Below are 24364 nucleotides of genomic sequence, written 5' to 3'. Positions count from 1 at the left end.
GAAGACGATGAAGAAGAAGCCGCCGGCCTTGGCGATGTACACCGGCATGAACGGGTAGCCGACGACGTTGTTGTTCGTCCGGCCCGGCCCGGGGTACTGCGTGTGCTTGTGCACGAAGACGAGCAGGATGTGGGCGGTGAACAGGGCCACGAGGATTGCGGGGATGAGCAGGACGTGCACCGAGTAGAGGCGCGGGATGATCATCTCGCCGGGGAAGGCGCCGCCGAAGATGAAGTAGGACAAGTAGGAGCCGATGACCGGCGCGGACTGGACGAAGCCGTTCATCGCGCGGATGCCGGTGCCGGAGAGGAGGTCGTCCGGGAGGGAGTAGCCAGCGAAGCCCTCGATCGCGGCGAGGAGCGACAGGATGGTTCCGAAGACCCAGTTGATCTCGCGCGGCTTGCGGAAAGCGCCGGTGAAGAACACCCGGGCCATGTGCACGAAGACCGCGACGACGAAGATCAGGGCGGCCCAGTGGTGGATCTGGCGGATGAGCAGGCCACCACGGATGTCGAACGAGATGTTGAGGGTGGAGCGGTAGGCGTCGGAGACGACGACACCTTGCAGCGGCACGTAGGAGCCGTCGTAGACGACCTGCGACTGGCTCGGCACGAACCAGAACGTGAGGAAGACTCCGGTGAGCAGGCAGACGATCATCGAGTACATCGCGATCTCGCCCAACATGAACGACCAGTGGTCGGGGAAGACCTTCTTGAGCAGGCCGGTCGTGCCCTTGGCTGCACCGGTCCGGTCATCGATCCAGCCGGCGATGCCGCCGAGCGGTTTCTGCTCTGCCTGTCGGCGGTCGGCTGCGTCGTCGCCTTCTCGCAGTGAGGCTGCGTGGCGGGGCTGGTAGGTGGCGCTCATCGCTTACGCTCCCAGAAGCTCGGCCCGACAGCCTCGGCGAAGCCCTCGGGTGCGACGAGGTAGCCCTCGTCGTCCACGGTGATCTTGAGTTGCGGCAGCGCACGCTTGGCCGGGCCGAAGATGACCTTGCAGTCCTCGGTGAGGTCGAAGGTCGACTGGTGGCACGGGCACAGCAGGTGGTGCGTCTGCTGCTCGTAGAGGCCCACCGCGCAGCCGACGTGCGTGCAGATCTTGGAGTAGGCGACAACACCGTCGACGCCCCAGTCCCTGGCCTTCTGGACCTTGATCAGGTTCGGGTCGAGGCGGATGAGGATGACTGCAGCCTTGGCCTTCCCCTCGAGGACGTGACGGCCCTCGTCGATGGAGTGCTGGAGTGTCTCCGGCATGACGTGGAAGACCGAGCCGTTGGTGACGTCCTCGAGCTTGATCGGGGTCATCTCCGGGTCACGCATGAGCCGGATCGGGTTGCCCCCGTTGTTCTCGGGGTCCCAGAGCGTCTCCTTCAGCTCCCCGACGGTGACGGGGCCGAGCGATCCGGCGACCTGCAGACCGAGGGGCAGGGCGAACAGGCCGAGAGCCCCACCGAGGGAGTACTTGAGCAGCGGCCGTCGCGTCAGGCCGGTCGTGTCGACGCCATCGGTGACGACCCCCACGGCCGCGGCCCGGGCCTCCGGGCTCGACGCCTGGGCGTGACGCTCCTCGACGACTTCCTCGTCGGACATGAGGGTCTTCGCCCAGTGCACGGCGCCGAGGCCGATGAAGAGGATGGAGACACCGAGCGAGAGCCCGAGCACGACGTTCTGGGTGCTGGCCTTGCCGACACCGGGGAGGAAGAAGGTCGCCTCGTCACGGATCGCGAAGTAGCTGATCACGAAGACCAGCGCGCCGAGCATGGAGATCCCGAACATCGTGGCGACCTGGCGCTCCGCACGCTTGGCGGCCTCCGGGTCCACGTCGGCAGCCCGATGGACGTGCTGCGGCAGGCCCGGGTTCTCGAAGGTGTCGGGCCCGGCCGCCAGCGATGCCGGCAGGACCTGCGCGTCACCGGAGACGGGTGCGACTGCTGCCCCCTCGACCGGAGCCGCAGTGGTCTCGTTGTCGTTCATCGGTTGGATGTCCTGTCGCTCATGATCGGGACTGTCGTGGTGAGGATGCCGTGGCCGAGGCTCATGCGGCCTTCTTGCCGAGCCAGACTGCGGCGCCGATGAGGATCCCCAGCATGAAGACCCAGGCGAAGAGGCCCTCGGACACCGGGCCGAGGTTGCCCAGGCTGAGCCCGCCGACACTGGTGGCCTCCTCCTGCGCCTTGAGGTAGGAGATGACCTTCTGCTTCGCCTCAGGAGTGAGGTTGGTGTCGCTGAAGACGGGCATCGACTGGGGTCCGGTCACCATTGCCGAGTAGATGTGTCGTGGCTCGACCCCGTCCAGCGCCGGGGCGTACTTGCCGCGCGTCAGGGCTCCTCCGGCGCCGGCGAAGTTGTGGCACATCGCGCAGTTGACGCGGAAGATCTCGCCGCCCTCGGCGATGGCCCGGTTGTTCTCCGGCGTACCGGGCTCGAGGACGGTGGTGAACTCCTCGTCGGGGATGGCAGGCCCGGGGCCGAGCGAGGCGACGTAGGCGGCGAGTGAGGCGATCTCGTCCTCGTCGAACTTCACCTCACCCCGCGGGGCCTGGACCGCCGGCTGCGCCATCGGCATGCGCCCGGTACCGACCTGGAAGTCGACCGCGGCGGCACCGACGCCGACGAGCGACGGCCCGGAGGCGGTTCCCTGGGCGTTCGTGCCATGGCACGAGGCGCAGTTGCCGAGGAAGAGCTGCTTGCCCTCCTCGACGGTGGCCGTCGCGACCGCCGCGGACGCGTTCGCGTCCTTGGGGGCGACGAACGAGTAGGCGCCACCCATGATGAGCAGGCCGACGAGGATGAGCAGCGCGATCGCGGCGGGGTGTCGTCGGCGTGCGGCCAAGGCGTTCACTGTGGGGTCCTGTCGTCCGTCGGGGCTGTGCGGGTGGTGCTGGTCCGGCGCGGCGGAGGCGGTGCGGCGGGGGTCATCGGAGGATGTAGATGGTCGCGAAGAGGGCGATCCACACGACGTCGACGAAGTGCCAGTAGTACGACGTCACCACGGCACCCGTCGCGTTGGCATGGGTGTAGCGCCGCGTCGTGAAGGTACGGGCGATGATGAGCAGGAAGGCGAGGAGGCCACCGGTCACGTGCAGTCCGTGGAAGCCGGTCGCCATGTAGAACACCGAGCCGTAGGCATCGGAGCTCAGGGTGACGTTCTCGTGGACGAGCTCCGCGTACTCCATGACCTGGCCGGCGATGAAGAACGCGCCGAAGAGGTAGGTCAGGACGTACCACTCCCGCATGCCCCAGTTCTTGATGTCGAGGAGGGAGCCGGTGCGGGCCTTCTGGCCGCGCTCTGCCTTCCACACACCGAGCTGGCACCACACGGAGGAGATGACGAGAACCAAGCAGTTGATCGAGGCGAAGACGATGTTCAGCTTGTCGACCTGCACCGCCCAGAGGTCGCCACGGACGGACCTGAGCTGGAAGTACACCGCGAAGAGACCCGCGAAGAACATGAGCTCGCTCGAGAGCCACACAATCGTGCCCACGGCCACCATGTTGGGACGGGTCGCCGGCCCATGGCCGGCTGCCGCTACTGCGCTGGAAGGAACTGCTGATGCTGTCGCCACGTCGGTCATTATTCCCACATTCGATGCCGAGTGTGTGAGCGACCCCCGGTTTTCGGTCCGGTCCTGACGAATTCGTGACGTTCTCGCACGTCAACTGGCATTCACAGCACGCGATGCGGGTGCCTCCCGGGCGATGACCCGTGGGCCGCGGGCTCGACGACGGGGGCCCGGGCCGCCCGCGCGCGGCGGACCTTCGTGGGCCGGTGTCCCACCCTCCGGCCCTCCCGGGAGGGCTCCTGAGGGGCCCGCGTCGCTGACCGGTAGCATCGGCAGCATGACCGCCTCGAACGAGATCGCCACCGAGTCCGCCGTAGGGCGCCCCGGCACCGCACCGCGGCACCAGGTCAGGGTGCTGCTCTACAGCGACGACATCACGACGCGTGACGCGGTTCGAGCCGCCGTGGGGCGGCGGCCGGCGAAGGACGTCGAGGTGGTGCGGTGGCTCGAGTGCGCGACCGCTGCCGCGGTCGTCACTGCGGTCGAGACGCAGCCGTTCGACCTCCTGATCCTCGACGGCGAGGCGGCGAAGGTCGGTGGCCTCGGTCTCGCGCGGCAGCTGAAGAACGAAGTGTTCAACTGCCCGCCCATCATCGTGCTGACCGGGCGTCCCCAGGACTCCTGGCTCGCGGCGTGGTCACTGGCCGACCTCGCGGTGCCCCACCCTCTCGACCCGATCGCCCTGACCTCTGCGGTCAACCTCCTCGCACGCTCCGCCGTGCCGACTGCCTGAGCCGACCCGAGCGATGACGCAGGGCGACGATCTCTCCTGGCCTTCGATCTACACGGACCTCATCGCCGGCCGTGACCTCGAGCGCGCGGCGGTCGAGTGGGCCATGGCCCAGATCATGGACGGCGAGGCGACCCCGGCCCAGATCGCGGGCTTCCTCATCGGGCTCCGGGCCAAGGGCGAGAGCGTCGACGAGATGCGGGGTCTTGCCGAGGTCATGCTGTCGCGGGCGCACCGTATCGAGGTCGAGGGGCCGAGCCTCGACGTCGTCGGCACCGGGGGCGACCGGGCCCACACCGTCAACATCTCGACGATGGCCTCCATCGTCGCGGCGGCGGCCGGCATCCGCGTGGTCAAGCACGGCAACCGTGCGGCGTCCTCGTCGTCCGGTTCCGCGGACGTCCTCGAGGCGCTCGGGGTCGACCTCTCGCTCACCCCGGAGCGGGTTGTCGAGGTGGCCCTGGAGGCAGGCATCAGCTTCTGCTTCGCCCAGACCTTCCACCCCTCGTTCCGCCATACTGCCGTCCCGCGGCGCGAGCTCGGCGTCGGGAGTGCCTTCAACTTCCTCGGGCCCCTGACCAATCCCGCCCAGCCCACCTACGCCGCCATCGGCTGTGCCGACGCCGGCATGGCTCCGCTCCTGGCCGGGGTCTTCGCGAGCCGCGGGAAGGACGCCGCGGTGTTTCGCGGCGACGACGGCCTCGACGAGGTGACGGTGTCCACGACGACGCGCGTGTGGTGGGTTCGTGATGGCCAGGTGCGGAGCCGCACGGTGGACCCGACTCGGCTCGGGCTCGGCCTGCACCCGACGGAGGACCTGCGTGGCGGCGACGCCGTGCACAATGCCCACGTCGTCCGCGACATCTTCGCCGGCGCCACCGGTGCGGTCCGGGATGCGGTGCTGCTCAACGCGGGCATCGCCCTCGCCCTGACCCAGCCCGACTCCGGTGGGGACCAGGAGTCCTTCGAGCGCGACCTGCGCACCGGCATGGACCGGGCCGCTGCGGCCATCGACTCAGGGGAAGCGACCCGGACCGTCGACCGGTGGATCAGGGCAACCCGTTCGTGACCGCTGCGCTTCGGGTGGCCGGGTGACCTAGTCGCCGTCGAGGCCCAGGCTGAAGGCGGCCTCGAGGTCGTGCGACGAGTACGTGCGGAAGGCGATGTGCGTGGACGTGCCCATGACGCCCTCCACCTTGCTCAGCCGGTCGGCGATGACGTCCGCGAGCTCCTCGTGCGCGCGCACCCGCACCATGGCGATGAGGTCGGCGTCCCCGGTGACGGAGTAGACCTCGGACACGCCGGGGATCTCGGCGATCTCCTCCCCGGCCTCGGGGATGCGGTTGACCTCGCAGTTGATCAGGACGATGGCGGTGATCACGGCACCACCTTATCCGGCACGTCGCAAGCGACCGCGGACGCGGGTGCGTCCGGCGTCCCGTCCCGCGTCCAGCCCGGCGTCCCGGTCGAAACCGATCACCTCGAGGGCGGCGGTCACGGCCGGCTCGAGCTCGCGCCGCAGGGCGCCCGCGCCGCCGATGGGGCAGGTCCAGGACCCATCCAGCTCGACGATGCGGACACCGGGCGTCTCGAGCCAGCGCAGCAGGATCTCGGTCTCCTCGGTCAGGGCGGCCATCGCGCCGGCGCCGGGCGCGGGCACCACCTCGGCCGTGGCCTGGAGGTTCCGCACATGGATCATCGGATCGGCCCCACGCGGGCTGACGACCGTGCCGGCGAGTCGGCCGTATCTGATGCACACGAGCTCCCACCCGCCGGCCTCGTGCCGTCGGGCCGCGACGAGCTCGGCTGCCTTGGTGAGCGGGGCGAGCCGTTGGGAGCGGGCTGCGCCCCGGACCAGCTGGAGGAAGCGGTCCCTGACCAGGGCGGCATCCTCGAACCGCTCCTGAGCCGCGAGCTCCTCGAGGCGGGCGCGGAACCGGTCGCCCCCTGCCCGGGCGTCACCCGAGAAGAGGGCCCTGCACTCCGCGACGACACGGTCGTAGTCGGCCTCGGACTGGGCGCCGGTGCACGGTGACCCGCAGCGACCGAGCTCGGCGAGCGCACACGCGGACTCCCGGCCGGTGATGCGCTGCGTGCATCGGCGGAGGGGGACGATCTCGTGGACGGCGTCCACGGCGGCCTGCGCGGAGAGACGCGATCGGAAGGGCCCGATGTAGTGCCCCGCGTCGTCGCGGACGCGGCGGACGATCGACAGACGCGGGAACCGGTCGCTCGTCAGCTTGACCCAGACGGCGCGCCGGGCGTTCTTCGAGCGCCGGTTGAAGCGGGGTTTGTGCTCGTCGATGAGGCGCAGCTCGCGCACCTGGGCCTCGAGCGAGGTCTGGCAGACGACAGGTGTCACGGCGTGGGCCAGCCTGACCATGTCGGCCATCCGGCTGCGCTGCTCGGACGCCGTGAAGTAGGTCCGCACCCGAGACCGGATGTCTCGGCTGGTCCCGACGTAGAGGACGCGGCCCTCGCCGTCCTTGAAGAGGTAGACGCCGGGGGCGTGGGGGAGGGGGTCGGCGAGGAAGCGCTTGCGACGCTGGGCGGGAGTGACCCGTGAGGTGTAGCTGGCGAGCTCCTCGAGCGTGTGGACGCCCAGGTTGCCGACGCGCTCGATGAGGCCGTGGAGCACGTCGACGGTGGCGCGCGCGTCGTGCAGCGCGCGGTGGTCGGGGGTCGTGCGGGCCGCGAAGACCCGAGCCAGGGACGACAGCTTGTGGTTGGGGGCCTCGTCGTGGGTGACGAGCTGGCGAGCGAGCGTCAGCGTGTCGAGCACCTCGAAGCCGGGCCATGGCGTGCCGGTGCGGCGTGCGGCCGACTTGAGGAAGCTGAGGTCGAAGCCGGCGTTGTGGGCCACGAGCACGCTGCCGGCGGCGAACTCGAGGAACGCGGGGAAGGCGGACTCGATGCGTGGGGCATCGGCCACCATCGAGTCGGTGATGCCGGTGAGCACCGAGATGAAAGCCGGGATCGGCTCAGCGGGGTTGACGAGGGTCTGGAACTCGCCGAGCACCTCGCCACCGCGGACCTTGACCGCTCCGATCTCGGTGATGCCGCACTGCTCCGGGCTCCCGCCCGTCGACTCGAGGTCCACGACGACGAAGGTGACGTCCGCCAGGCGAGTGCCGAGGTCGTCGAACGTCGCCTGGATCGCCTGCATGGGATGACCGTATGCCGCTGGGCTGACACTGCCTCGAAGGCGCGGCGGGCACGGGCCGGACTCGGTCCAGATCTGCCGCCCGCCACCGTCACGCCACTCGCCTGCCGTGCCGTGGCGCTGTCAGTGCGCCCCCATAGCGTGTTCTTCGACAGCTCGCAACGACGAAGAAGGGCGGAGCCGATGATGCTCATCGACTGCCAGACCTGCCCCGTCAGGGACGTCCACTGCGCTGACTGCATGGTGACGGCACTGGCGGCCATCCCTGTGGGGGCGCCGGATGCCGACACGGGACTGCCACTCGACCGCGGCGAGCGTCGGGCAGTGTCCGTGCTGCTCGCTGCGGGCCTCGTGACGCACGAGACGGCGAGCGCGGCACGCGCGCTGCCGGAGGACCATCCGACGCCGATCCGACTGGGCCGCACGGCGGGGTGAAGCTCCGGCGGGTCACCCGCCGGTGCGCTCGTGCCACGATGGCGCCATGCGATGCGCCGACCCTGTCGCCGCGGCCCTCGCCGGGATGATCGCGTCCACGGTGGTGGGCGCGTGCTCTGCTCCGGCCGCCACGGATGGGCCCTTCGTGGCTGCGCAGTCCGTGGCGGGTGTGCGACCTGCGACGGCATCACCCCTCGTGCGCGCGGAGGCGTGGCGCGAGGTCCGGAGCACCTTGGGCACGGAGATGATGAGGGTTCGCGCAGCCGCAGTCGAGCCGGCAGACGAGCGTGCCTGGCTCGCGCGAGTGGGCGAGCGCATCAGGCCCGAGCAGCAGCAGATCCTGTCCCGGATGGGCTCGATCGGCGTGGAACGGGTGCGGCTTCGAGCGATCGAGGAGACGGTCCCTCCGGCTGCGGCCGTGCCTGGCTCGTCCGTGAGCTGGGAAGCCCGGGCGACGCTGGACTACCGGATCGCGGGATTCGACGAGTCACCCCGCGCCTTCACCCTCGACGTCACGTTCACCGCGGACCCCGCCCGACCCCGGGCGACAGCGGTCATCACTGGCTCCCGTCCCGGCGAACGTCCCGAGCCGTGGGACCTCGCCGGTCTCCAGGTCCGTCGCACCGAGGACGCCCTCGTCCTCGCCGCCGGGGACGCCGCGGACGTCGCTGAGGTGGCCGACCGGGCGGCGGCGGCGGCGCGACAGGTGTCGGGCGTGCTGGGTTCTGCGGCGGTCGCAGTCTGGGTCGTGCCGGCGAGTGATGCCGAGGCAGCGCGCCTGCTCGGTCGGGACGAGGGTGGCCTCCGCGGCGTCGCTGCAGCGACGGACGGCCCCATCGGCCCGGGAAGCCCGGCCGGCGCGGACCGCATCGTCCTCGTCCCGAGTGCATGGTCGGCTTTGAGCGCGGTGGGCCGGGACGTCGTCCTGACCCATGAGCTGACGCACGTGACAACGCGTCGCACGTCGATGCGGTTGCCTCCCCTCTGGCTGTCGGAGGGACTTGCCGAGTTCATCGCCTATCGCGACGTCGACCTCCCCGAGACCGAGGTCGTGCGGTCGGCGCTCGGCCGGGTCCGATCGGCCGGTCTGCCGGCGGACCTCCCCACGGCGCGTGACTTCGACTCGGTCGGAGGCGACCTCGAGGTCGCCTACGGCCAGTCGTTGCTCGTCGCACGGACGATCGCCGACCGGCACGGCACCGCTGCGCTCGTCGGCCTTTTCCGTGCTGTCAACGACGGCTCCGCCCTTCCCGGTCGGGTGGGAGAAGACGCGGATGCAGCCACAGACCACTTCCTGGAGCGTCGGCTCGGAACCGACCGTCACACCATCGTCGAAGCGTGGCGGTCGCGGCTCGCCGTGCTGGCCTCGACAAACCGATGACGGCCGGGATCCCGTTGGGATCCCGGCCGTCTCGGTCTGACGTGGTTCAGGAGTAGAGGCTCTCCACGTCCTGGTCGTAGTCCTTGAGGACGATGTTGCGCTTCATCTTCAGGGACGGCGTCAGGTAGCCGTTGGCCTCGGTGAAGTCGCCCGGCAGGACGGCGAACTTGCGGATCCCCTCCGCCTTGCTCACGGCCTCGTTCGCGCGGTCGACAGCCTGCTGGAGCACCTCGAGCACCTTGGGGTGGGTGCGGGCCTCCTCGATCGACACGTTGTCGAGGCCGTGCGCGGGTGCCCACAGGGGCCACATCTCGGCGTCGAGCGTGACCAACGCTCCGATGAAGGGCTTCTGGTCGCCGACCACGATGCACTGCGAGACAAGAGGGTGGGACCTGAGCCGGTCCTCGAGGACGGCCGGGGCGACGTTCTTGCCGCCGGCGGTCACGATGATCTCCTTCTTGCGGCCGGTGATGCGGAGGTAGCCGTCCTCGTCGAGGTCTCCGAGGTCACCGGTGTGGAACCACCCGTCCCGGATGACCTCCGACGTGGCCTGGTCGTTCTGGTGGTAGGAGCTGAAGACGCCGACGCCCTTGACGAGGATCTCGCCGTCATTGGCGATGCGGACGGCCGTGCCGGGAAGGGGCGGGCCGACTGTGCCGATCTTCACCTTGGCCGGGATGTTCACGGAGAGGGGGGCCGTGGTCTCGGTGAGACCGTACCCCTCGAGGATGTTGACGCCGATCCCTCGGAAGAAGTGACCGAGACGGGTGCCGAGAGGGGCTCCGCCGGAGATGGCGTAGCGCACGCGACCACCCATGGCGGCACGGAGCTTGCCGTAGACGAGCCTGTCGAAGATGGCGTGCTGGAGCCTCAGGCCGATGCCCGGGCCCCGCTCGTCGAGCGACTCGCTGTAAGCGATCGCCACCGTGGCGGCCCGGAGGAAGATCTTGTCCTTGCCGCCGGCCGCGGCCTTGGCCTCGGCGGAGTTGAAGATCTTCTCGAAGACGCGGGGCACCGCGAGGACGAAGGTCGGTTGGAAGCTGCCGAAGTCGTCGAGGATCGACTTGATGTCAGGGGCATGGCCGATGCGCACCGGTGCGGCGACGCAGAGCACCTCGATGAACCGGGCGAAGACGTGGGCGAGGGGGAGGAAGAGCAGGGTCGAGGCACCCGGCGTGAGGACCTCGTCGCCGAGCTTCGCGATGGCGTTCTCGGCGAGGTCGAGGAAGTTGCCGTGGGTCAGCTGGACACCCTTCGGGCGACCTGTGGTGCCAGAGGTGTAGATGATCGTGGCGACCGTGGTGCGGTCGAGGCCGGCGCGCGCCTCGAGGAGGGCGGCGTCGGACACGTCCGCACCACGCGCCTTGAGGGCCTCGAGGCCACCACCGTCGATCTCGATGATCTCCTCGAAGCCGGGCAGTCGGTCGCGGACGTCCTCGACGATCTCGCGGTGGCGGGGGGCCTCGACGACGACGTGTCGCGTGCCGGAGTCGAGCAGGATCCACTCGACCTGCTCGGGAGAGGAGGTCTCGTAGATGGGAACGACGACGGCACCAGCGGTCCATGCCGCGAAGTCGACGAGCGTCCACTCATAGCGCGTGCGCGACATGAGGCCGACACGCTCCCCCGGCTTGATGCCGGCGGCGATCAGTCCCTTGGCGACGGCGGTCACGTCGTCGGCGAACTCGGCCCACGTGACGTGTGTCCAATGGCCGGCTGGGCTCTTCTTCGAGAAGGCGCCCTCCCCGGGTGAGTTGTCGGCGTTGCGCCGGGGAAGGTCGGCGAGCGTCCCTTCGGTGGTCTTCGGGGCGATTGGGGCGACGTCCATGTCCTTCACGGTGACTCCTGGTGATCGGGTACTGCTTGCACCATACCGGCGAGTAGGTCGGTCGGCGGCTCGTTCGTGACGTGGAGGTCGACACACCAGAGGGAGGCCGTGGGCCTGACCGCTGCCGGTCGTGATGACACCATCATCCACCTCGCGCACCGATCATCCTTCGGTGGTCGCTTCGGTGGTGCTTCGGTGGTCGTCGTCGAGAGGCGGCACCCCTGCGGGGACGCGATAGCCTTCGGCGCATGGCCGATCGCACGGAGTCCATCATCATCATCGATGCCCCGCCGGGTGAGGTGCTCGACATCATCGCCGACTTCGAGGCCTACCCCGAGTGGGCGAGCGAGGTGAAGCAGGTGGCCATCCTCGCGGAGGAGGGCGACGGCTGGGCCGACCAGGTGGAGTTCACCCTGGACGCCGGGGCGATCAAGGACACCTACGTGCTCGACTACGAGTGGGACATCGACGAGGACGGCACGGGCGTGCTGACCTGGTCGCTGGTCAGGGCCACGGTCCTCAAGGAGATGAGCGGCTCCTACACCCTCGAGGACATCGGCGACGCGACGAAGGTCACCTACCGCCTCACCGTCGACCTCAAGATCCCGATGATCGGCCTGCTCAAGCGCAAGGCAGAGAAGGTCATCGTCGATACCGCTCTCAAGGAGCTCAAGAAGCGCGCCGAGGCCTGACGCCGTGACCGACACGAGAGACGCAGCATCCGGAGCCCCACCGGGTTCGGTCGCCCATGAGGCGGCGCTGCTCGTCGACCTCCTCTCCTCGCGGGGGTGGGGCGGGCAGGCCGGGCAGGCCGGCGAACGGTCGGAGCCGGCAGGCCCCGACCCCACGTCGGGTCGGGACGAGTGCACGTGCGGCGGCACGACGCCTGCCGCGTGCCGGCTGTGCCCGGTCTGTCAGCTCATCGCCCTCGTGCAGAAGGTGAGCCCGGAGGCGCTCGAGCAGGTCGCGGAGGTCATCGACCTCGCGGCCACCGCACTGCGCGACCTCGCCCAGGCCCAACGGGACAGGAAGGCGGGGGGCGCCGGCTCCTCGACCCCGACCGCGGACACCGAGCACCCGTGACGCGCAAGCTCGCCATCGGTATCGACATCGGTGGCACCAAGGTCGCGGGAGGTCTGGTCGACGAGGACGGCGGCATCGCCCACCGTGCGTGGCGTGAGACGCCCCACCGCTCGACCTCGCCCGCCGTCGTCGAGGACACCATCGTCGAGTGCGTCGAGGAGCTGATGGCGGACGCCGATCCCGCCGACGTCGTCGCCGTCGGCATCGGGGCGGCAGGATTCGTCTCCGAGGACGGCGCCACGGTTCTCTTCGCGCCTCATCTGGCCTGGCGCAACGAGCCTCTCCGTGGCCGGCTCGCCGGGCGGATCCCGAGGCCGGTGACGGTCGACAACGACGCCAACGCCGCGGCGTGGGCGGAGCACACCTTCGGCGCCGCTCGGGGGGAGTCGCACGTTGTGGTCATCACCCTGGGGACGGGCATCGGCGGAGCGCTCATCATCGACGGGCAGGTCCAGCGGGGCCGTTACGGGGTCGCCGGTGAGTTCGGGCACATGCAGGTCGTCCCGGGCGGCACACGCTGCGAGTGCGGCAACCGTGGGTGCTGGGAGCAGTACGCGAGCGGCAACGCCCTCGTTCGCGAGGCGCGGGCCATGATGGGGGCGGGCTCTCCCGTGGTGGCGGACCTCGTGGACCGGGTCGGCGGTGACGTGAGGGCGCTGACCGGGCCTGTGATCACGGCAGCTGCGCGTGACGGCGACCTCACGGCGCGGGAGCTCATCGCCGAGATCGGCGACTGGCTCGGTGTCGGCATGGCCAACCTCGCCGCAGCCTTCGATCCCGCCCTTTTCGTCATCGGGGGTGGGGTGAGCGCCGCCGACGAGCTGCTCCTCGGCCCTGCCCGCGAAGCCTTCAGGCGCCAGCTCCCCGGTCGTGGCTATCGGCCTGAGGCGCGCATCGTCCGGGCCCGGCTGGGTGCGGACGCCGGCCTCATCGGGGCAGCGGAGCTCGCCCGCGCGGGACGATGACTCCGTCGGTCGACCGGGCGCCCTCCCGTCCCGCGACACCGCGGCCGCAGACCGCCGACGTGCTGCGCGTCATGAGCTACAACGTGCAGGACTTCACCGCCGATCGAGGGGCGGCTGCCCGGGTCGTGCGCGCCGTGGGACCGGATGTCCTGTGCCTCCAGGAGGTCCCGCGCAGGCTGACCACGGAGTTCCGACTGCCGGCCTTCGCACGTGAGTGCGGGCTCTACTGGGCGGGCGGGCGCATCGGCACCGGGGGCACGGCGGCCCTCACCGCGCTCCGGGTGCGGGTTCACGCGTCATCGGGGCACCGACTCGGGGTGCGCTTCCCCGACCGGACGCGCGGGTTCGCTGCCGTGGACGTCTCGCTCCCGGGCTGGCTCCCGATCAGCGTCCTCAGCGTTCATCTCGGCCTCCGCCCCGACGAGCGCGAGGAGCACGCCGAGGCGATCGTGTCACGCCTGGCGGACCGGTCCGTCGTCGCGGGCGACCTCAACGAGGGCAGCGACGGAGGCGCCTTCGGCAGGTTCGTCGGCCGCCTCGCCCAGGCGTCAGGCGCCCGGCCCACCTATCCCTCGGATCATCCACGGGCGGTCCTCGACGTCATCTTCGCCAGTCGAGACCTCACTGCACTCCCTGAGTCGGAGGCCGAGCTGTCCCGGCTGGACCCCGATGACCTCGCCGCAGCCTCGGACCACCGCCCGGTCTGGGTCGACATCGCGAGGGCATCGCCGTGAGCTCGAGCGTGCTGGTCGTGCCGGACGTGCCGGACCGCCCGCTGCTCAGCTCACCCGGGGCGTTGCCAGGAGACGCGCGAGCGTCCGGAGCCCTGCGGCATACGGCACCCCGGACTCCACCGTCGAGGGCGGAGTCCGCCCCGGCTCAGACCCGGGTGCCGTCGTCGAACGGATCTCGCTCGGTGCCACCACGCAGGACGAGCAGCACGAAGCCGACGACGATCATCGCGATCGCCGTGACGATCCACCACGCGCTGCCGCCTCGATCGAAGAACAACACGTAGAGCAGCAGGAGGGGGCCGCCGCCGAGTCCGCCGACGATGGCCCAGAACATCGGGTCCTCCTCGGCAGTGGGAAGGTCCATCTCGGTCGGAGGCGTGAAGTGGTCCTCGTCATCCCGATCCACCGACTCGAGCAGTTCGTCGACGTCCTCGTCGGGCGGCTCGGCTCCTCGCCACACGTGCGGAGTCGTCGGCGCGATCGGCAGGTTGAGGCCGGAGTCCTTGACGCCGCCGGGCACGGACCGGCCCGGGGGAGGCGTCGGCTCAGGGGACGGACCGGGCCCGTCGGGCTCGCGCACGTCCGGCTCAGCCACGTCGGACCGCGCGTCCGACCCGCTCACGTCAGACGGCAACCCACCCTCAGCGACAGCGTCGGCGGCGAGCGGCGTCGACGCGGACCGCTGGGGGTCGGGTGCCTCGGCCTCCCACCCCGCGACGATGCGCTCGAACTCCGCGTCGAGGTCCCGATCATTCACGACACAGATCCTCGCACGGGGTACCGGGCGGGCGCGAGTGCCGTAGGCTGCTCGCGGCAGATGTGGGAGGTGGCGAAGGGTTGTTCTACTGGGTGCTGAAGACGATCGTCCTCGGGCCGATCCTCAAGCTGCTCTTCCGGCCCTGGGTCGAGGGCGAGGAGCACCTGCCCGAGGAGGGCGCCGCCATCCTCGCCTCGAACCACCTGTCCTTCTCCGACTCGGTCTTCCTGCCCCTCATGGTGAAGCGACGGGTCACCTTCCTCGCCAAGAGCGACTACTTCACCGGCAACGGGATCAAGGGCTGGCTCACCAAGGCGTTCTTCAAGGGCATCGGCCAGGTGCCCGTTGACCGCTCGGGCGGCAAGGCGAGCAGTGCTGCCCTCAACTCCGGCCTCCGGCTGCTGCGCAGAGGTGAGCTGCTCGGCATCTATCCCGAAGGCACCCGTTCCCCGGACGGCCGGCTCTATCGGGGGCGGACGGGCGTCGCACGCATGGCGCTCGAGTCCGGCGCACCTGTCATCCCCGTGGCGATGATCGACACGGACAAGGCCCAGCCGCCGGGCAAGCTCACGCCGCGGATCATGCGGATCGGCGTTCGCATCGGCAAGCCGCTCGACTTCTCGCGGTACGAGGGCATGGAGGACGACCGCTTCGTCCTTCGCTCGATCACCGACGAGATCATGTACGAGCTCATGCTCCTGTCCGGCCAGGAGTACGTCGACATGTATGCGACGTCGATGAAGGACCGGCTCGTCGCGGCGGCCCGGGCCAAGGCGCGCGAGCTCCAGGAGGCGGCCAAACCGGGCAGTGCGGCGCCGGAGCTCGAGGAGGCCCTCGATGCGGCGGAAGGGCGGCCGGTCGTCCCGCGCACACCGACGGTCCCCCGGAGCGACGCCGAGAGCGGAGTGTCGGGCGAGCGGCCTGCAGCGGACAGCGACCCCAAGGGGCGCGGCGACATAGAGGAGGCATCCTGACGGCCATGCGGACGGTCCGGTTCGAGGCGGGCCGCGGGTCAGCCGTCCCTGTGACCGAGGTGCTCGCTGACGAGCACGCCGTGGTGCGCGGACTGTGGCGAGCCGTCGACGTCTTCCGCATCCTGGCCTTCGCCTATGCCGGCTACTCGCTGTGGCTGCGGCGCACCGAGGTGGCCGACTTCCGGCTGGCCATTCTCGTCCTCGCGGTGCTGGCCGGGTGGACCATCGTCCAGACCGTGCGACCGATGCGCTCCGAGCGGGCCTACGCCATCGAGCTCGCCCTCGGGTGCAGCGCGATTCTCGCGACCCGACTCGTCGACCACGACTGGGTCATCACGGGCGGCGCCAAGACGATTCCCTCGATCTGGCCGTCCGCCGCGATCGTCGGCTGGGCCATCCTGCGGGGCTGGCGGGGAGGGGTCGTCGCGGCATCGGCCGTCGCGGCCGCCTCATTCGTCGAGGTGGTCCACCCCACCGGCAACACGATCACCAACTCCGTCTTCGGACTGCTCCTCGGCGGGTGCCTCGGCTACTGCGTCGACCTCGCCCGCGCAAGTCACGCGACCTTGGCCGAGGCGATGCGGCGCGATGCTGCCCGTGCGGAGCGTGACCGCCTGGCCCGCACCGTCCACGACGGGGTCCTCCAGACCCTCGCCTACATCCACCGACGCGGGCAGGACCTCGGCGGCGATGCCGCAGCCCTGGGTGCGATGGCAGCGGAGCAGGAGCGGATCCTGCGCACCCTCGTCAGCCGGGCTGATCTCGACGAGGTCAACCGGGCCGTCAGCGGCCACGCGGACCTGCGCGCACTGCTCGGTCACATCGAGTCCGACCTCGTCCACCTCGTCGCCCCCGCCGAGCCGGTTCTCGTCCCGCGACGCGTCGGCGACGAGGTCGTCGCCGCAGTGGGGGCCGCCCTGGACAATGTGCACAAGCACGCCGGTCCCGGGGCAGAGGCCTGGGTGCTCGTCGACGACGACGACGGGGAGGTGGGCGTGACGATCCGCGACTCCGGGCGGGGCTTGGAGCCAGGACGCCTCGACGCTGCGCGCGGCGAGGGCCGGCTCGGCATCGCCTCGAGCATCAGGGGTCGGCTCGAGGACCTCGGGGGCACCGCGATCGTCCAGTCCGGACCGGCCGGCGGCACCGTGGTGGAACTGCGCATCCCGGCGCGGAGGGACCGATGACCGCCGACACCCCGTCGATCCGGGTCGTCGTCGCAGACGACCACCCGATGTGGCGTGACGCCGTGGCGCGGGACCTGGCGGATGCCGGCTTCGATGTCGTGGCGACGGCCGACGACGGCCGTGCCGCCGTCGACCGCACGAGGGCGACCGACCCCGATGTCCTCGTCCTCGACCTCAACCTCCCGGGCCTCACGGGACCGGAGGTCTGCGCCGCTCTCTCGACTGCAGGCGTGCGGACCCGGACGCTCATCCTCTCAGCGAGCGGGGACCACCACGACGTCCTCGCCGCCGTCAAGGCCGGCGCCCTGGGGTACCTCGTCAAGTCAGCCGGGCGGGAGGAGTTCATCGCCGCGGTCCGCGCCACGGCCGCGGGCGAGCCGGTCTTCACGGCCGGCCTTGCCGGCCTCGTCCTCGGTGAGTTTCGCCGGACGCGCTCCGGGCGCACCGAGCCGGGTCTGCGGCACCGTCCCGTGCCCGAGCTGACCGAGCGGGAGACCGAGATCCTCAAGTATGTCGCCACAGGTATGGGCTACAAGGAGATCGCCGCGACCCTCTTCCTGTCGCACCGCACGGTCCAGAACCACGTGCAGAACATCTTCGGCAAGCTGCACATGAACAATCGTGTCGAGCTCGTGCGGTTCGCGTTGGAGCGCGGCATCGACCCGGTCGACCCGACCTGAGCACCAGCCAAGCCGCTCGACGACGGGACTGGCGGGACGGTGGATCTCCTGGGAGGGGTTTCGGGATGCGGACCCGGGCAGGAGCACCCCCCGGTGGCGACTACCCTGAATGGGTGACAATGACCACCGACGCCACCGCTGGGCAAGGTTTCACCGACCCCGCCGCGGGAGCCGAGGCCCTGGCAGAGCTCAACGCCGCCGCGACCGAGCTCGAGGCCGCGCAGCAGCCGAACTGGCCCGACACCGCTGCCCTCTCCGAAGTGGTCGAGACCCTCGCGTCGTATCCGCCCCTCGTCTTCGCAGGCGAGTGCGACCAGCTCACCCAACGCATGGCCGCGGCGTCCGTCGGGGAGGCCTTCGTCCTCCAGGGTGGCGACTGCGCCGAGACGTTCGCCTCGGCGACCGCGGACAACATCCGTGACCGGATCAAGACGATCCTCCAGATGGCGGCGGTGCTGACCTACGGCGCCAGCGTGCCCGTCGTCAAGGTGGGTCGGATGGCCGGCCAGTACGCAAAGCCGCGATCGTCGTCGGTCGAGACCCGCGAGGGCGTCACCCTGCCGGCCTTCCGCGGCGACATGGTCAATGACTTCGCGTTCCACGAGGCGGCCCGCCAACCCGACCCGCAGCGACTCGTCAGGGCCTACCACGCAAGCTCGGCCACGCTGAACCTCGTCCGGGCGTTCACGACCGGTGGTTACGCCGACCTGCGTTACGTGCACGAGTGGAACCGCGGCTTCGTCGCCAACTCTGCGAACGCCCGCTACGAGAAGATCGCCCGCGACATCGACAAGGCGATGCGCTTCATGGCCGCGTGCGGTGCCGACTTCGAGGCGATGCGCACCGTCGAGTTCTACGCCGCCCACGAGGCACTCGTGCTCGACTACGAGCGCCCCCTGACACGCATCGACTCGCGCACCGGCCGTCTCTACGACACGTCGGGGCACTTCGTGTGGATCGGTGAGCGCACCCGCCAGCTCGACGGTGCACACATCGACTTCGTGTCGCGGATCAGCAACCCCATCGGCGTCAAGCTCGGCCCCAAGGCCGACATCGACGAGGTCCTGCGGATGATCGACAAGGTCGACCCAGACCGGACTCCGGGACGGCTCACCTTCATCACGAGGATGGGGGCGAACTCCATCCGGGACGCCCTGCCCGCCCTCATCGACAAGGTGACCGCGTCCGGTTCGACGGTGACGTGGATCTGCGATCCCATGCACGGCAACACGTTCGAGTCCTCGACCGGCTACAAGACCCGCGACTTCGAGCAGATCGTCGAGGAGGTGCGAGGCTTCTTCGAGGTGCACCGGTCGCTCGGCACGGTGCCCGGGGGGATCCACGTCGAGCTCACCGGCAATGACGTGACCGAGTGCCTCGGCGGCGCCGAGAAGATCATCGACTCCGACCTCGAGAAGCGTTATGAGTCGGTCTGCGACCCGCGCCTGAATCATCAGCAGTCGCTCGAGCTCGCCTTCGTCGTCGCCGAGATGCTCGGGCAGGCCTGACCGTGACGCCAGCGGGGACGGCCTCCTCCGGGATCCGCGCCGACCTGCTGAGCGACACCGTCACCCGGCCGGGAGTCGCAATGCGGGAGGCGATGGCCACGGCGCTGGTCGGCGACGACGTCTTCGGCGAGGACCCGACCATCCGCGAGCTCGAGGAGCGCGTGGCTGCGCTCCTCGGCCACGAGGCGGGGCTCTTCACGCCGTCCGGCTCGATGGCCAACCAGCTCGGCGTGCGCCTGCATGTCAGACCCGGCGAGGAGCTGGTGGGTGACTCCCTCGCGCACGTGCTGCGGGCAGAGCTCGGCGCGGCAGCCATCCTCTCGGGGATCTCGTCGCGCACCTGGGTCTCCGAGCGGGGCCGGTTCCGGGCCGAGGACGCCGCGTCGCTGATGATCACCGGGGTCGGTCCCTACCAGGTGTGCACGGCACTGGTGATCGTCGAGAACACCCACAACTTCGGCGGCGGCACGGTCCAGTCCATCGAGGAGATCCGGCGTGCGCGAGAGCTGACCCGCGAGCGGGGCGTCGCGATGCACCTCGACGGTGCGCGGCTGTGGAATGCCCATGTGGCGACGGGCGTCCCCCTGGCGGACTACGGCCGCGAGTTCGACACGGTCTCGGTGTGCCTGAGCAAGGGACTCGGTGCGCCCGTCGGCAGTGTCCTCGTCGGGTCGGCCGACGCCATGGCGGAGGCGCGCGTCTGGCGCAAGCGCTTCGGCGGGGGAATGCGTCAGGCAGGCATCCTCGCAGCTGCGGGCCTGTGGGCCCTCGAGCACCACATCGACCGGCTCGCCCTGGACCACGGGCGGGCTCGCCGTGCCGCCGAGGCGATGGCGGAGGCGGTGCCCGGGTGTGTCGAGCCGGCAACGGTCGAGACCAACATCGTCATCGTGGACGTGGCCGCGGCCGGGTGGGCGGCGCCCGAGTTCGTCGCGGCGGCGCTCCAGCGGGGCGTGCGCAGCTACGCGGTCGATCCCCGAGCGGTCCGCCTCGTGTGGCACCTCGACGTGGACGACGAGGCGACCGACCACGCGATCGACGTGCTCTGCACCCTTCTGTCCGAGCACGGTCCGTCCCTCCCTCCCTCCTGAGACCACGGCCCGCCGGCGCTGTGCGCTCTTCCGACGGAGTGCTGGTGGCACGACCCCCCGTCGCCGGTGGGTGCGGGCCGGGTGGGCTGCGTTGCGGGACCGGGCACTCTGCCGTCGGGGGTGGGCGGGGCGTCGTGTGGCCGTATGCCGCCCAGCCGGGCCCAGCGGCATACGACATCTCCCGGGGTGGCGGGGCCTCAGACCTCGTGGTGCAGCGTCTCCACGGGCAGCTCGCCCGGGCGTCGACGGGCGAGCAGCTCCACAGCGAACATCGCGGAGAGGACGAGCGCGCCCCCGATGACCATCCGCCCCGTCATCGACTCGCCTCCCAGCGAGACCGCGAAGAGGGTTGCGAAGACCGGCTCCATCGTCATGACGATCGCGGCTCGGGTGGCGGACATGTGCGCCTGCGCCCAGGTCTGCGCCCAGAGGGCGGCGATGCTCGCGAAGACGACCATGTAGAGCACGGAGGCCCAGTGTCCGGGCGTCGTGGGCAGGACGAGACCTCCGGGAGCGGCGCCGATCGTCGTGAGCACGGCGATGACGACCATCTGGACGACGGACAACCCGGTGGCGATCTCGTGTGAGCTGTGGCGTCCGAGTCCGACGATGTGGAGGGCGTACAGGGCTGCGGCGAGCAGCGTGAGCGCCTCTCCGGCGCCGACCGAGAAGCCTCGGAGGGAGAGCAGGGCGAGCCCCGCCGTGGCCAGGCCGACCGCGGCCCACGTCGTCGCGGGGACTCGCTCCCGCAGGAACACGGCGGTGATGAGCGGGGTGAGCACGACGTAGGTGCCGGTGATGAAGCCGGAGACCGAGGCAGGGGTCGTCGCGAGGCCCTGGGTCTGGAAGACCTGGGCCAACCCGTAGAGGACGCCGAGCCAGATCCCGACCCACACCTGGTCGCGGCGCAGCGCCCTGAGAGGTCGCCAGAAGACGACGACCATGACGACTGCGGCGATGCTGAACCGCACGGCGAGGAAGTCGACCGGTGGCACGTGCTGGACGAGGTCGCGGATGAGGAAGAAGGTCGATCCCCAGACGGCCGTGAGGCCGATGAGCAGGAGCGTGGCGAGGCGCGACCGGGCGGCGGGCTGCACGGTGGCGTCAGACGACGGTGAGGATGATCGTGCTGCCCTTCGGGGCGGGTTGGCCGCCCGGGACGCTCTGGTCACGGACCAGCTCGAAGAAGGTGCCGAGCGGGCGCCGCACCTCGATCGTGAAGCCCAGTCCGGTCAGGGTCGCCTCGGCCTCCTGGATCGGCTTGCCGAGGAGGTCGGGCACCTCGACCATGACCGGGCCCTTGGACACGACGATGGTGACCTCGTCCCCGCGGAAGAGGGTGCCCTGCTCGGGCTGCTGGGAGACGACGTGGCCCGCCGGCACGGTGTCGTGGTTGACGTCCTCGGCGCGGACCGGCGCGAGCCCGGCCTCGGTGAGCTTGGCGGTGGCCTGGTCGACCGGGAGCTGGCGCACGTCCGGCACGTCGATCGGGCGGCGACCGCGCGAGACGACGACCTCCACGACGGTGCCGCGCTTGACGGCAGTCCCGGGGGCGGGTTTCTGGGAGATGACCGAGCCCTCTGGAACCGTCTCGCTCCAGTCCTCTGTGGTCTTGCTCTTCAGGGTCAGCGGCGCAAGGACGGCCTTGATGCGCGAGGCCTTGTCGCCGACGAGCTTGGGCACGTCATAGCGCTCCGGGCCCTTCGAGACCACGAGGAGGACGAGGGACTGCTTGGACACCTCGGTGCCGGCGGCCGGCTGCATCGAGATGACCTGCCCCTTGGGGACTGACTCGGAGAAGGACTCGCTCGACTCGACGCGGAGGGACGCCTGGTCCAGGGCCGCGGACGCATCGACGAGGCTGTGGCGGATGGCCTCGGGGACGACTGTCGTGCCGCCCGGCCCGGCCGTGAACCACCAGCCGCCGACACCGGTGACCGCGAGGAGCAGCGCGGCGACGAGCCACGGCCAGCGACGAGGACGGGACCGCCGCGCACGCCGGGCCCGGCGGGAGGACGGGGCGGAGTGCACGTCCTGCTCGGGCAGCATCGGCAGCATCGGCAGCGCGGCAGTGGCCTCGAGGACTGGCCCGGCGCGCTGCCCGGAACTCGGCTCGGCGACGGTCCAGGCCGCGCCGACGCCGGGGCCGGCCCCGTGGCCGGCGTCGTGCGGGCTCGTGTCGTGCATCGTCATGGGCGCGGTGACCGGCCGGCGGTCGAGCTCGCCCTCCGTCAGCCCCCGTCGCACCGCGCGCATCGTCGCGAGGAACTCGGCGGCAGAGGCGAAGCGGTCGTCGGGCTCGAGGGCGGTGGCCCGAGCCACGAGGGAGTCGAGGTCGGGAGGCACGGCGGAGACGATCGACGAGGGCCGCGGGACGCCGGTGTGGACGTGTTTGTAGGCGATCTGGATCGGGGTGTCGCCGGTCACGGCCTTGCGCCCGGTGAGCATCTCGAAGAGGAGGAGCCCTGCCGCGTAGACGTCGCTGCGCTGGTCGGCGGCCCGGCCCTCGACCTGCTCGGGGGACAGGTAGGAGACCGTGCCGAGGAGCACCCCGGTCTGGCTCGTCGACCCCTGGTCGGTGACCGCACGGGCCAGGCCGAAGTCCGCGACCTTGACTTCGCCGTCCTGGCGGACGATGACGTTCTCGGGTTTGACGTCCCGGTGGATCAGTCCGGCCGTGTGCGCGGCACGAAGTGCAGCGAGGATCGGCTCGAGGATGGCGAGCGACTCCCGAGCCGTGAGCGGGGCCTCCTCATGGATCACCTCGCGCAGGGACTTGCCGTGCACGAGCTCCATCGCGAGGAAAACGTCGCCGTCGTCCTCGCCCTGGTCGTAGACCGCGACGACGTTGGGGTGGCTGAGCCGGGCCGCGGACCGCGCCTCGCTGCGGAAGCGCTCGACGAAGACGGCGTCGCTCGCCAGCCCGGAGCGCATGACCTTCAGGGCCACCTCGCGGTCGAGCCGTCCGTCCAGCGCGACGTAGACGGAGGCCATGCCACCGTCTGCGAGATGGGAGAGGATGCGGTAGCGCCCGTCGATCAGCCTGCCGACGAGCGCATCCGCCACGCTGGACGTCACGCAGGAAGTTTACGGGGCCCGGCAGGGCATCTGCGGGAGGCGGCCCCCTCCCGGGTGGGGGAGGTCACAACCGCTTCATGTGCGCGAGGACCGCCGCGACGTACTGCTCGGTGTCCTTGAAGAGTCCCTTGGTCCGGACCGAGTGCAGGCCTTGGTAATAGCCTGCGATGGCGTGCTCGAGGGAGTCTGCGCTCGTCCGGAGCGCCCGGATGATGACGACCCCGGCCGTGATGTTGTCCTGCGCGTCGAGCAGGTCGAGTCTCCGGCCCGCGAGCTGGGAGGCCCAGTCACCGGACATCGGGATGACCTGCATCGTCCCGATGGCGTTGGCCACCGAGACCGCCCGCTGGTTCCAGCCCGATTCCTGCCAGGCGATGGCGAGCGCGAGCTTGGGGTCAACCCCGTGCCGGATCGCGGTGCGGCGGATCATCGCGGCGATCTCGGTCCGGTTCGGGACCCGGGCCTTCGCCAGCGCTGCCCGGTTGCGCTTCGCGGCGGCCACGGTGGCGTCGGAGTACGTGTAGCCCGCGAAGGTGTTCTCGCTCGTCGGCGTCGGCTTGCTCGTCGACTTGGGCGCCGCGGGGACCGCAGCACCCGGCAGCGAGATGCGCTGCCCGGGGTAGATCCGACCCGGGTCGCGCAGTCGGTTGGCGGCGAGCAGCTTGGTCAGCGTGGTGCCGTACCTCGCCGCGATGTCGGTCATCGTGTCGCCCGGCCGGACCACATGGACCCGGCCGGTCGTGGTCCTGCTGTTCACCTGCGGCGACGGGCTCCGCGGCGCGGTCGCCGGAGACGAGGACCGGGACGATGAGGGGGACGCCGTGCCGGGCACGAGGAGTCGCTGGCCCGGGTGGATCACCGCTCCGCCGGCGGCGAGTCGGTTCCTCGCGACGAGGGCCCCGGGCGTCGTGCCGTGCGCGATCGCGAGGTCCCAGATCGTGTCGCCGGGCCGCACCACGATGGTGCGCCAGGTCCGTGCGGCCTGCTGTGCGTGCACGACGTGGGCGGGCGGCGCGAGGTGGGCGACGTCTGCGGCGAGCATGGTGTCCTTTCCATTGGCCCCGAAGTGGTGGAGGGCGGCCGGAAGGGTGGCCGTGTCGCGAGGTCGGATGTGGTGAGAGTCGAACGCTGACGATCACACGCTGACGATCAAACGCTGACGATCAAACGCTGACGAAAGGCTGACGGGTTGAGCATGGGGTGGGTGT

At 70.5% G+C, this 24364-nt stretch carries 24 protein-coding genes; 13 read left to right on the top strand and 11 right to left on the bottom strand.

The genetic code is table 11. From position 1 onward, the window contains the following. The 4 genes from LOY02_RS09220 to LOY02_RS09205 all read right to left on the bottom strand — a co-directional run. A partial coding sequence (locus LOY02_RS09220) for a cytochrome b (protein ID WP_317182057.1) occupies nt 1-867 on the bottom strand: 867 nt, incomplete at its 3' end. After that, a complete protein-coding gene (locus LOY02_RS09215; RefSeq protein WP_317182056.1) occupies nt 864-1973 on the bottom strand; it encodes a ubiquinol-cytochrome c reductase iron-sulfur subunit in 1110 nt (369 codons plus the stop codon). The genes LOY02_RS09220 and LOY02_RS09215, both read right to left, overlap by 4 nt. 61 nt (nt 1974-2034) lie before the next feature. Then, on the bottom strand, nt 2035-2841 hold the full coding sequence (locus LOY02_RS09210) for a c-type cytochrome (RefSeq protein WP_317182055.1): 807 nt from the start codon (nt 2839-2841) through the stop codon (nt 2035-2037). Between the two features lie 73 nt (nt 2842-2914). Further along, the gene (locus LOY02_RS09205; RefSeq protein WP_317182054.1) at nt 2915-3574 is read right to left on the bottom strand and encodes a heme-copper oxidase subunit III; all 660 of its coding nucleotides are present in this window, start codon (nt 3572-3574) and stop codon (nt 2915-2917) included. Nucleotides 3575-3839: 265 nt separating this feature from the next. Here LOY02_RS09205 and LOY02_RS09200 point away from each other — a divergent pair, with 265 nt between their 5' ends. Together LOY02_RS09200 and trpD are read left to right on the top strand one after the other, a co-directional pair. Beyond that, a complete protein-coding gene (locus LOY02_RS09200; protein WP_317182053.1) occupies nt 3840-4295 on the top strand; it encodes a response regulator in 456 nt (151 codons plus the stop codon). A gap of 13 nt (nt 4296-4308) precedes the next feature. Beyond that, nucleotides 4309-5361, top strand: a complete 1053-nt coding sequence (gene trpD, locus LOY02_RS09195) for an anthranilate phosphoribosyltransferase (protein ID WP_317182052.1) — start codon at nt 4309-4311, stop codon at nt 5359-5361. 27 nt (nt 5362-5388) lie between these two features. Here trpD and LOY02_RS09190 read toward each other — a convergent pair whose 3' ends face one another. Next, nucleotides 5389-5673: an Lrp/AsnC ligand binding domain-containing protein gene (locus tag LOY02_RS09190; RefSeq protein WP_317182051.1), complete on the bottom strand. Its 285-nt coding sequence runs from the start codon at nt 5671-5673 to the stop codon at nt 5389-5391. 9 nt (nt 5674-5682) lie between these two features. Further along, on the bottom strand, nt 5683-7458 hold the full coding sequence (locus tag LOY02_RS09185) for a DEDD exonuclease domain-containing protein (protein ID WP_317182050.1): 1776 nt from the start codon (nt 7456-7458) through the stop codon (nt 5683-5685). 180 nt (nt 7459-7638) lie between these two features. On the opposite strand from LOY02_RS09185, the gene LOY02_RS09180 reads away from it, so the two are divergent. Continuing rightward, entirely contained in the window at nt 7639-7890 is a 252-nt protein-coding gene (locus LOY02_RS09180) for a hypothetical protein (protein ID WP_317182049.1), read from the top strand. Between the two features lie 46 nt (nt 7891-7936). Beyond that, the gene (locus tag LOY02_RS09175) at nt 7937-9271 is read left to right on the top strand and encodes a hypothetical protein (protein ID WP_317182048.1); all 1335 of its coding nucleotides are present in this window, start codon (nt 7937-7939) and stop codon (nt 9269-9271) included. A 46-nt stretch (nt 9272-9317) separates the two neighbouring features. Here LOY02_RS09175 and LOY02_RS09170 read toward each other — a convergent pair whose 3' ends face one another. Then, nucleotides 9318-11099 carry an AMP-dependent synthetase/ligase gene (locus tag LOY02_RS09170; RefSeq protein WP_317182047.1) on the bottom strand — a complete coding sequence of 594 codons (1782 nt, stop codon included), beginning with the start codon at nt 11097-11099 and terminating at the stop codon, nt 9318-9320. Nucleotides 11100-11347: 248 nt separating this feature from the next. Here LOY02_RS09170 and LOY02_RS09165 point away from each other — a divergent pair, with 248 nt between their 5' ends. The 4 genes from LOY02_RS09165 (at nt 11348) to LOY02_RS09150 (ending at nt 13881) form a co-directional block, all read left to right on the top strand. Continuing rightward, nucleotides 11348-11791 carry an SRPBCC family protein gene (locus LOY02_RS09165; RefSeq protein ID WP_317182046.1) on the top strand — a complete coding sequence of 148 codons (444 nt, stop codon included), beginning with the start codon at nt 11348-11350 and terminating at the stop codon, nt 11789-11791. A gap of 4 nt (nt 11792-11795) precedes the next feature. After that, nucleotides 11796-12182 carry a hypothetical protein gene (locus LOY02_RS09160; RefSeq protein ID WP_317182045.1) on the top strand — a complete coding sequence of 129 codons (387 nt, stop codon included), beginning with the start codon at nt 11796-11798 and terminating at the stop codon, nt 12180-12182. Beyond that, nucleotides 12179-13147, top strand: coding sequence for an ROK family glucokinase (locus LOY02_RS09155; protein WP_317182044.1), 969 nt, complete (start codon nt 12179-12181; stop codon nt 13145-13147). Before LOY02_RS09160 ends, LOY02_RS09155 begins: the two co-directional genes overlap by 4 nt. Nucleotides 13148-13218: 71 nt before the next feature. Beyond that, on the top strand, nt 13219-13881 hold the full coding sequence (locus tag LOY02_RS09150) for an endonuclease/exonuclease/phosphatase family protein (protein WP_317182043.1): 663 nt from the start codon (nt 13219-13221) through the stop codon (nt 13879-13881). 145 nt (nt 13882-14026) lie between these two features. On the opposite strand, the gene LOY02_RS09145 is transcribed toward LOY02_RS09150, so the two are convergent. Beyond that, entirely contained in the window at nt 14027-14638 is a 612-nt protein-coding gene (locus LOY02_RS09145) for a hypothetical protein (protein WP_317182042.1), read from the bottom strand. 80 nt (nt 14639-14718) lie between these two features. Between LOY02_RS09145 and LOY02_RS09140 the strand changes: the two genes are divergently transcribed. From LOY02_RS09140 to LOY02_RS09120, 5 genes are all read left to right on the top strand, one after another. Then, entirely contained in the window at nt 14719-15612 is an 894-nt protein-coding gene (locus LOY02_RS09140) for a lysophospholipid acyltransferase family protein (RefSeq protein WP_317182041.1), read from the top strand. A 5-nt stretch (nt 15613-15617) separates the two neighbouring features. Further along, nucleotides 15618-16799 (top strand): MacS family sensor histidine kinase, encoded by a 1182-nt coding sequence (macS, locus tag LOY02_RS09135; protein ID WP_317182040.1) that lies wholly within the window; start codon nt 15618-15620, stop codon nt 16797-16799. Further along, nucleotides 16796-17479 (top strand): response regulator transcription factor, encoded by a 684-nt coding sequence (locus LOY02_RS09130; protein WP_317182039.1) that lies wholly within the window; start codon nt 16796-16798, stop codon nt 17477-17479. The genes macS and LOY02_RS09130 overlap by 4 nt, the downstream gene beginning before the upstream one ends. A 119-nt stretch (nt 17480-17598) precedes the next feature. Next, a complete protein-coding gene (locus LOY02_RS09125) occupies nt 17599-18987 on the top strand; it encodes a class II 3-deoxy-7-phosphoheptulonate synthase (RefSeq protein WP_410505934.1) in 1389 nt (462 codons plus the stop codon). A gap of 2 nt (nt 18988-18989) precedes the next feature. Beyond that, nucleotides 18990-20078, top strand: coding sequence for a GntG family PLP-dependent aldolase (locus tag LOY02_RS09120; protein WP_317182037.1), 1089 nt, complete (start codon nt 18990-18992; stop codon nt 20076-20078). A 197-nt stretch (nt 20079-20275) separates the two neighbouring features. Here the strand turns inward: LOY02_RS09120 and LOY02_RS09115 are convergent, their stop codons facing one another. The 3 genes from LOY02_RS09115 to LOY02_RS09105 all read right to left on the bottom strand — a co-directional run bounded on the left by LOY02_RS09115 (nt 20276) and on the right by LOY02_RS09105 (nt 24198). Then, complete coding sequence (locus tag LOY02_RS09115) at nt 20276-21175, bottom strand: DMT family transporter (RefSeq protein ID WP_317182036.1); 900 nt, start codon at nt 21173-21175, stop codon at nt 20276-20278. Between the two features lie 7 nt (nt 21176-21182). Next, on the bottom strand, nt 21183-23156 hold the full coding sequence (gene pknB / locus LOY02_RS09110; RefSeq protein WP_317182035.1) for a Stk1 family PASTA domain-containing Ser/Thr kinase: 1974 nt from the start codon (nt 23154-23156) through the stop codon (nt 21183-21185). Nucleotides 23157-23220: 64 nt separating this feature from the next. Then, nucleotides 23221-24198: a LysM peptidoglycan-binding domain-containing protein gene (locus LOY02_RS09105; RefSeq protein ID WP_317182034.1), complete on the bottom strand. Its 978-nt coding sequence runs from the start codon at nt 24196-24198 to the stop codon at nt 23221-23223. Between the last annotated feature and the right edge of the window lie 166 nt (nt 24199-24364).

It is taken from the genome of Intrasporangium sp., from assembly GCF_032907665.1.
In the GTDB taxonomy this organism is placed as follows: Bacteria; Actinomycetota; Actinomycetes; order Actinomycetales; family Dermatophilaceae; genus Intrasporangium.
Note: the sequence above shows the minus strand (reverse complement) of the source record. Positions and strands in the feature narration are given on the sequence as shown.

Coding starts and splice junctions, on each gene's coding strand:
- LOY02_RS09130 (WP_317182039.1), top strand. CDS start 16,796: ATGACCGCCGACACCCCGTCGATCCGGGTCGTCGTCGCAGACGACCAC.
- macS (WP_317182040.1), top strand. CDS start 15,618: ATGCGGACGGTCCGGTTCGAGGCGGGCCGCGGGTCAGCCGTCCCTGTG.
- LOY02_RS09105 (WP_317182034.1), bottom strand. CDS start 24,198: ATGCTCGCCGCAGACGTCGCCCACCTCGCGCCGCCCGCCCACGTCGTG.
- LOY02_RS09185 (WP_317182050.1), bottom strand. CDS start 7,458: ATGCAGGCGATCCAGGCGACGTTCGACGACCTCGGCACTCGCCTGGCG.
- LOY02_RS09175 (WP_317182048.1), top strand. CDS start 7,937: ATGCGATGCGCCGACCCTGTCGCCGCGGCCCTCGCCGGGATGATCGCG.
- LOY02_RS09170 (WP_317182047.1), bottom strand. CDS start 11,099: ATGGACGTCGCCCCAATCGCCCCGAAGACCACCGAAGGGACGCTCGCC.
- LOY02_RS09150 (WP_317182043.1), top strand. CDS start 13,219: ATGAGCTACAACGTGCAGGACTTCACCGCCGATCGAGGGGCGGCTGCC.
- LOY02_RS09200 (WP_317182053.1), top strand. CDS start 3,840: ATGACCGCCTCGAACGAGATCGCCACCGAGTCCGCCGTAGGGCGCCCC.
- LOY02_RS09205 (WP_317182054.1), bottom strand. CDS start 3,574: ATGACCGACGTGGCGACAGCATCAGCAGTTCCTTCCAGCGCAGTAGCG.
- trpD (WP_317182052.1), top strand. CDS start 4,309: ATGACGCAGGGCGACGATCTCTCCTGGCCTTCGATCTACACGGACCTC.
- LOY02_RS09125 (WP_410505934.1), top strand. CDS start 17,599: ATGACCACCGACGCCACCGCTGGGCAAGGTTTCACCGACCCCGCCGCG.
- LOY02_RS09180 (WP_317182049.1), top strand. CDS start 7,639: ATGATGCTCATCGACTGCCAGACCTGCCCCGTCAGGGACGTCCACTGC.
- LOY02_RS09215 (WP_317182056.1), bottom strand. CDS start 1,973: ATGAACGACAACGAGACCACTGCGGCTCCGGTCGAGGGGGCAGCAGTC.
- LOY02_RS09165 (WP_317182046.1), top strand. CDS start 11,348: ATGGCCGATCGCACGGAGTCCATCATCATCATCGATGCCCCGCCGGGT.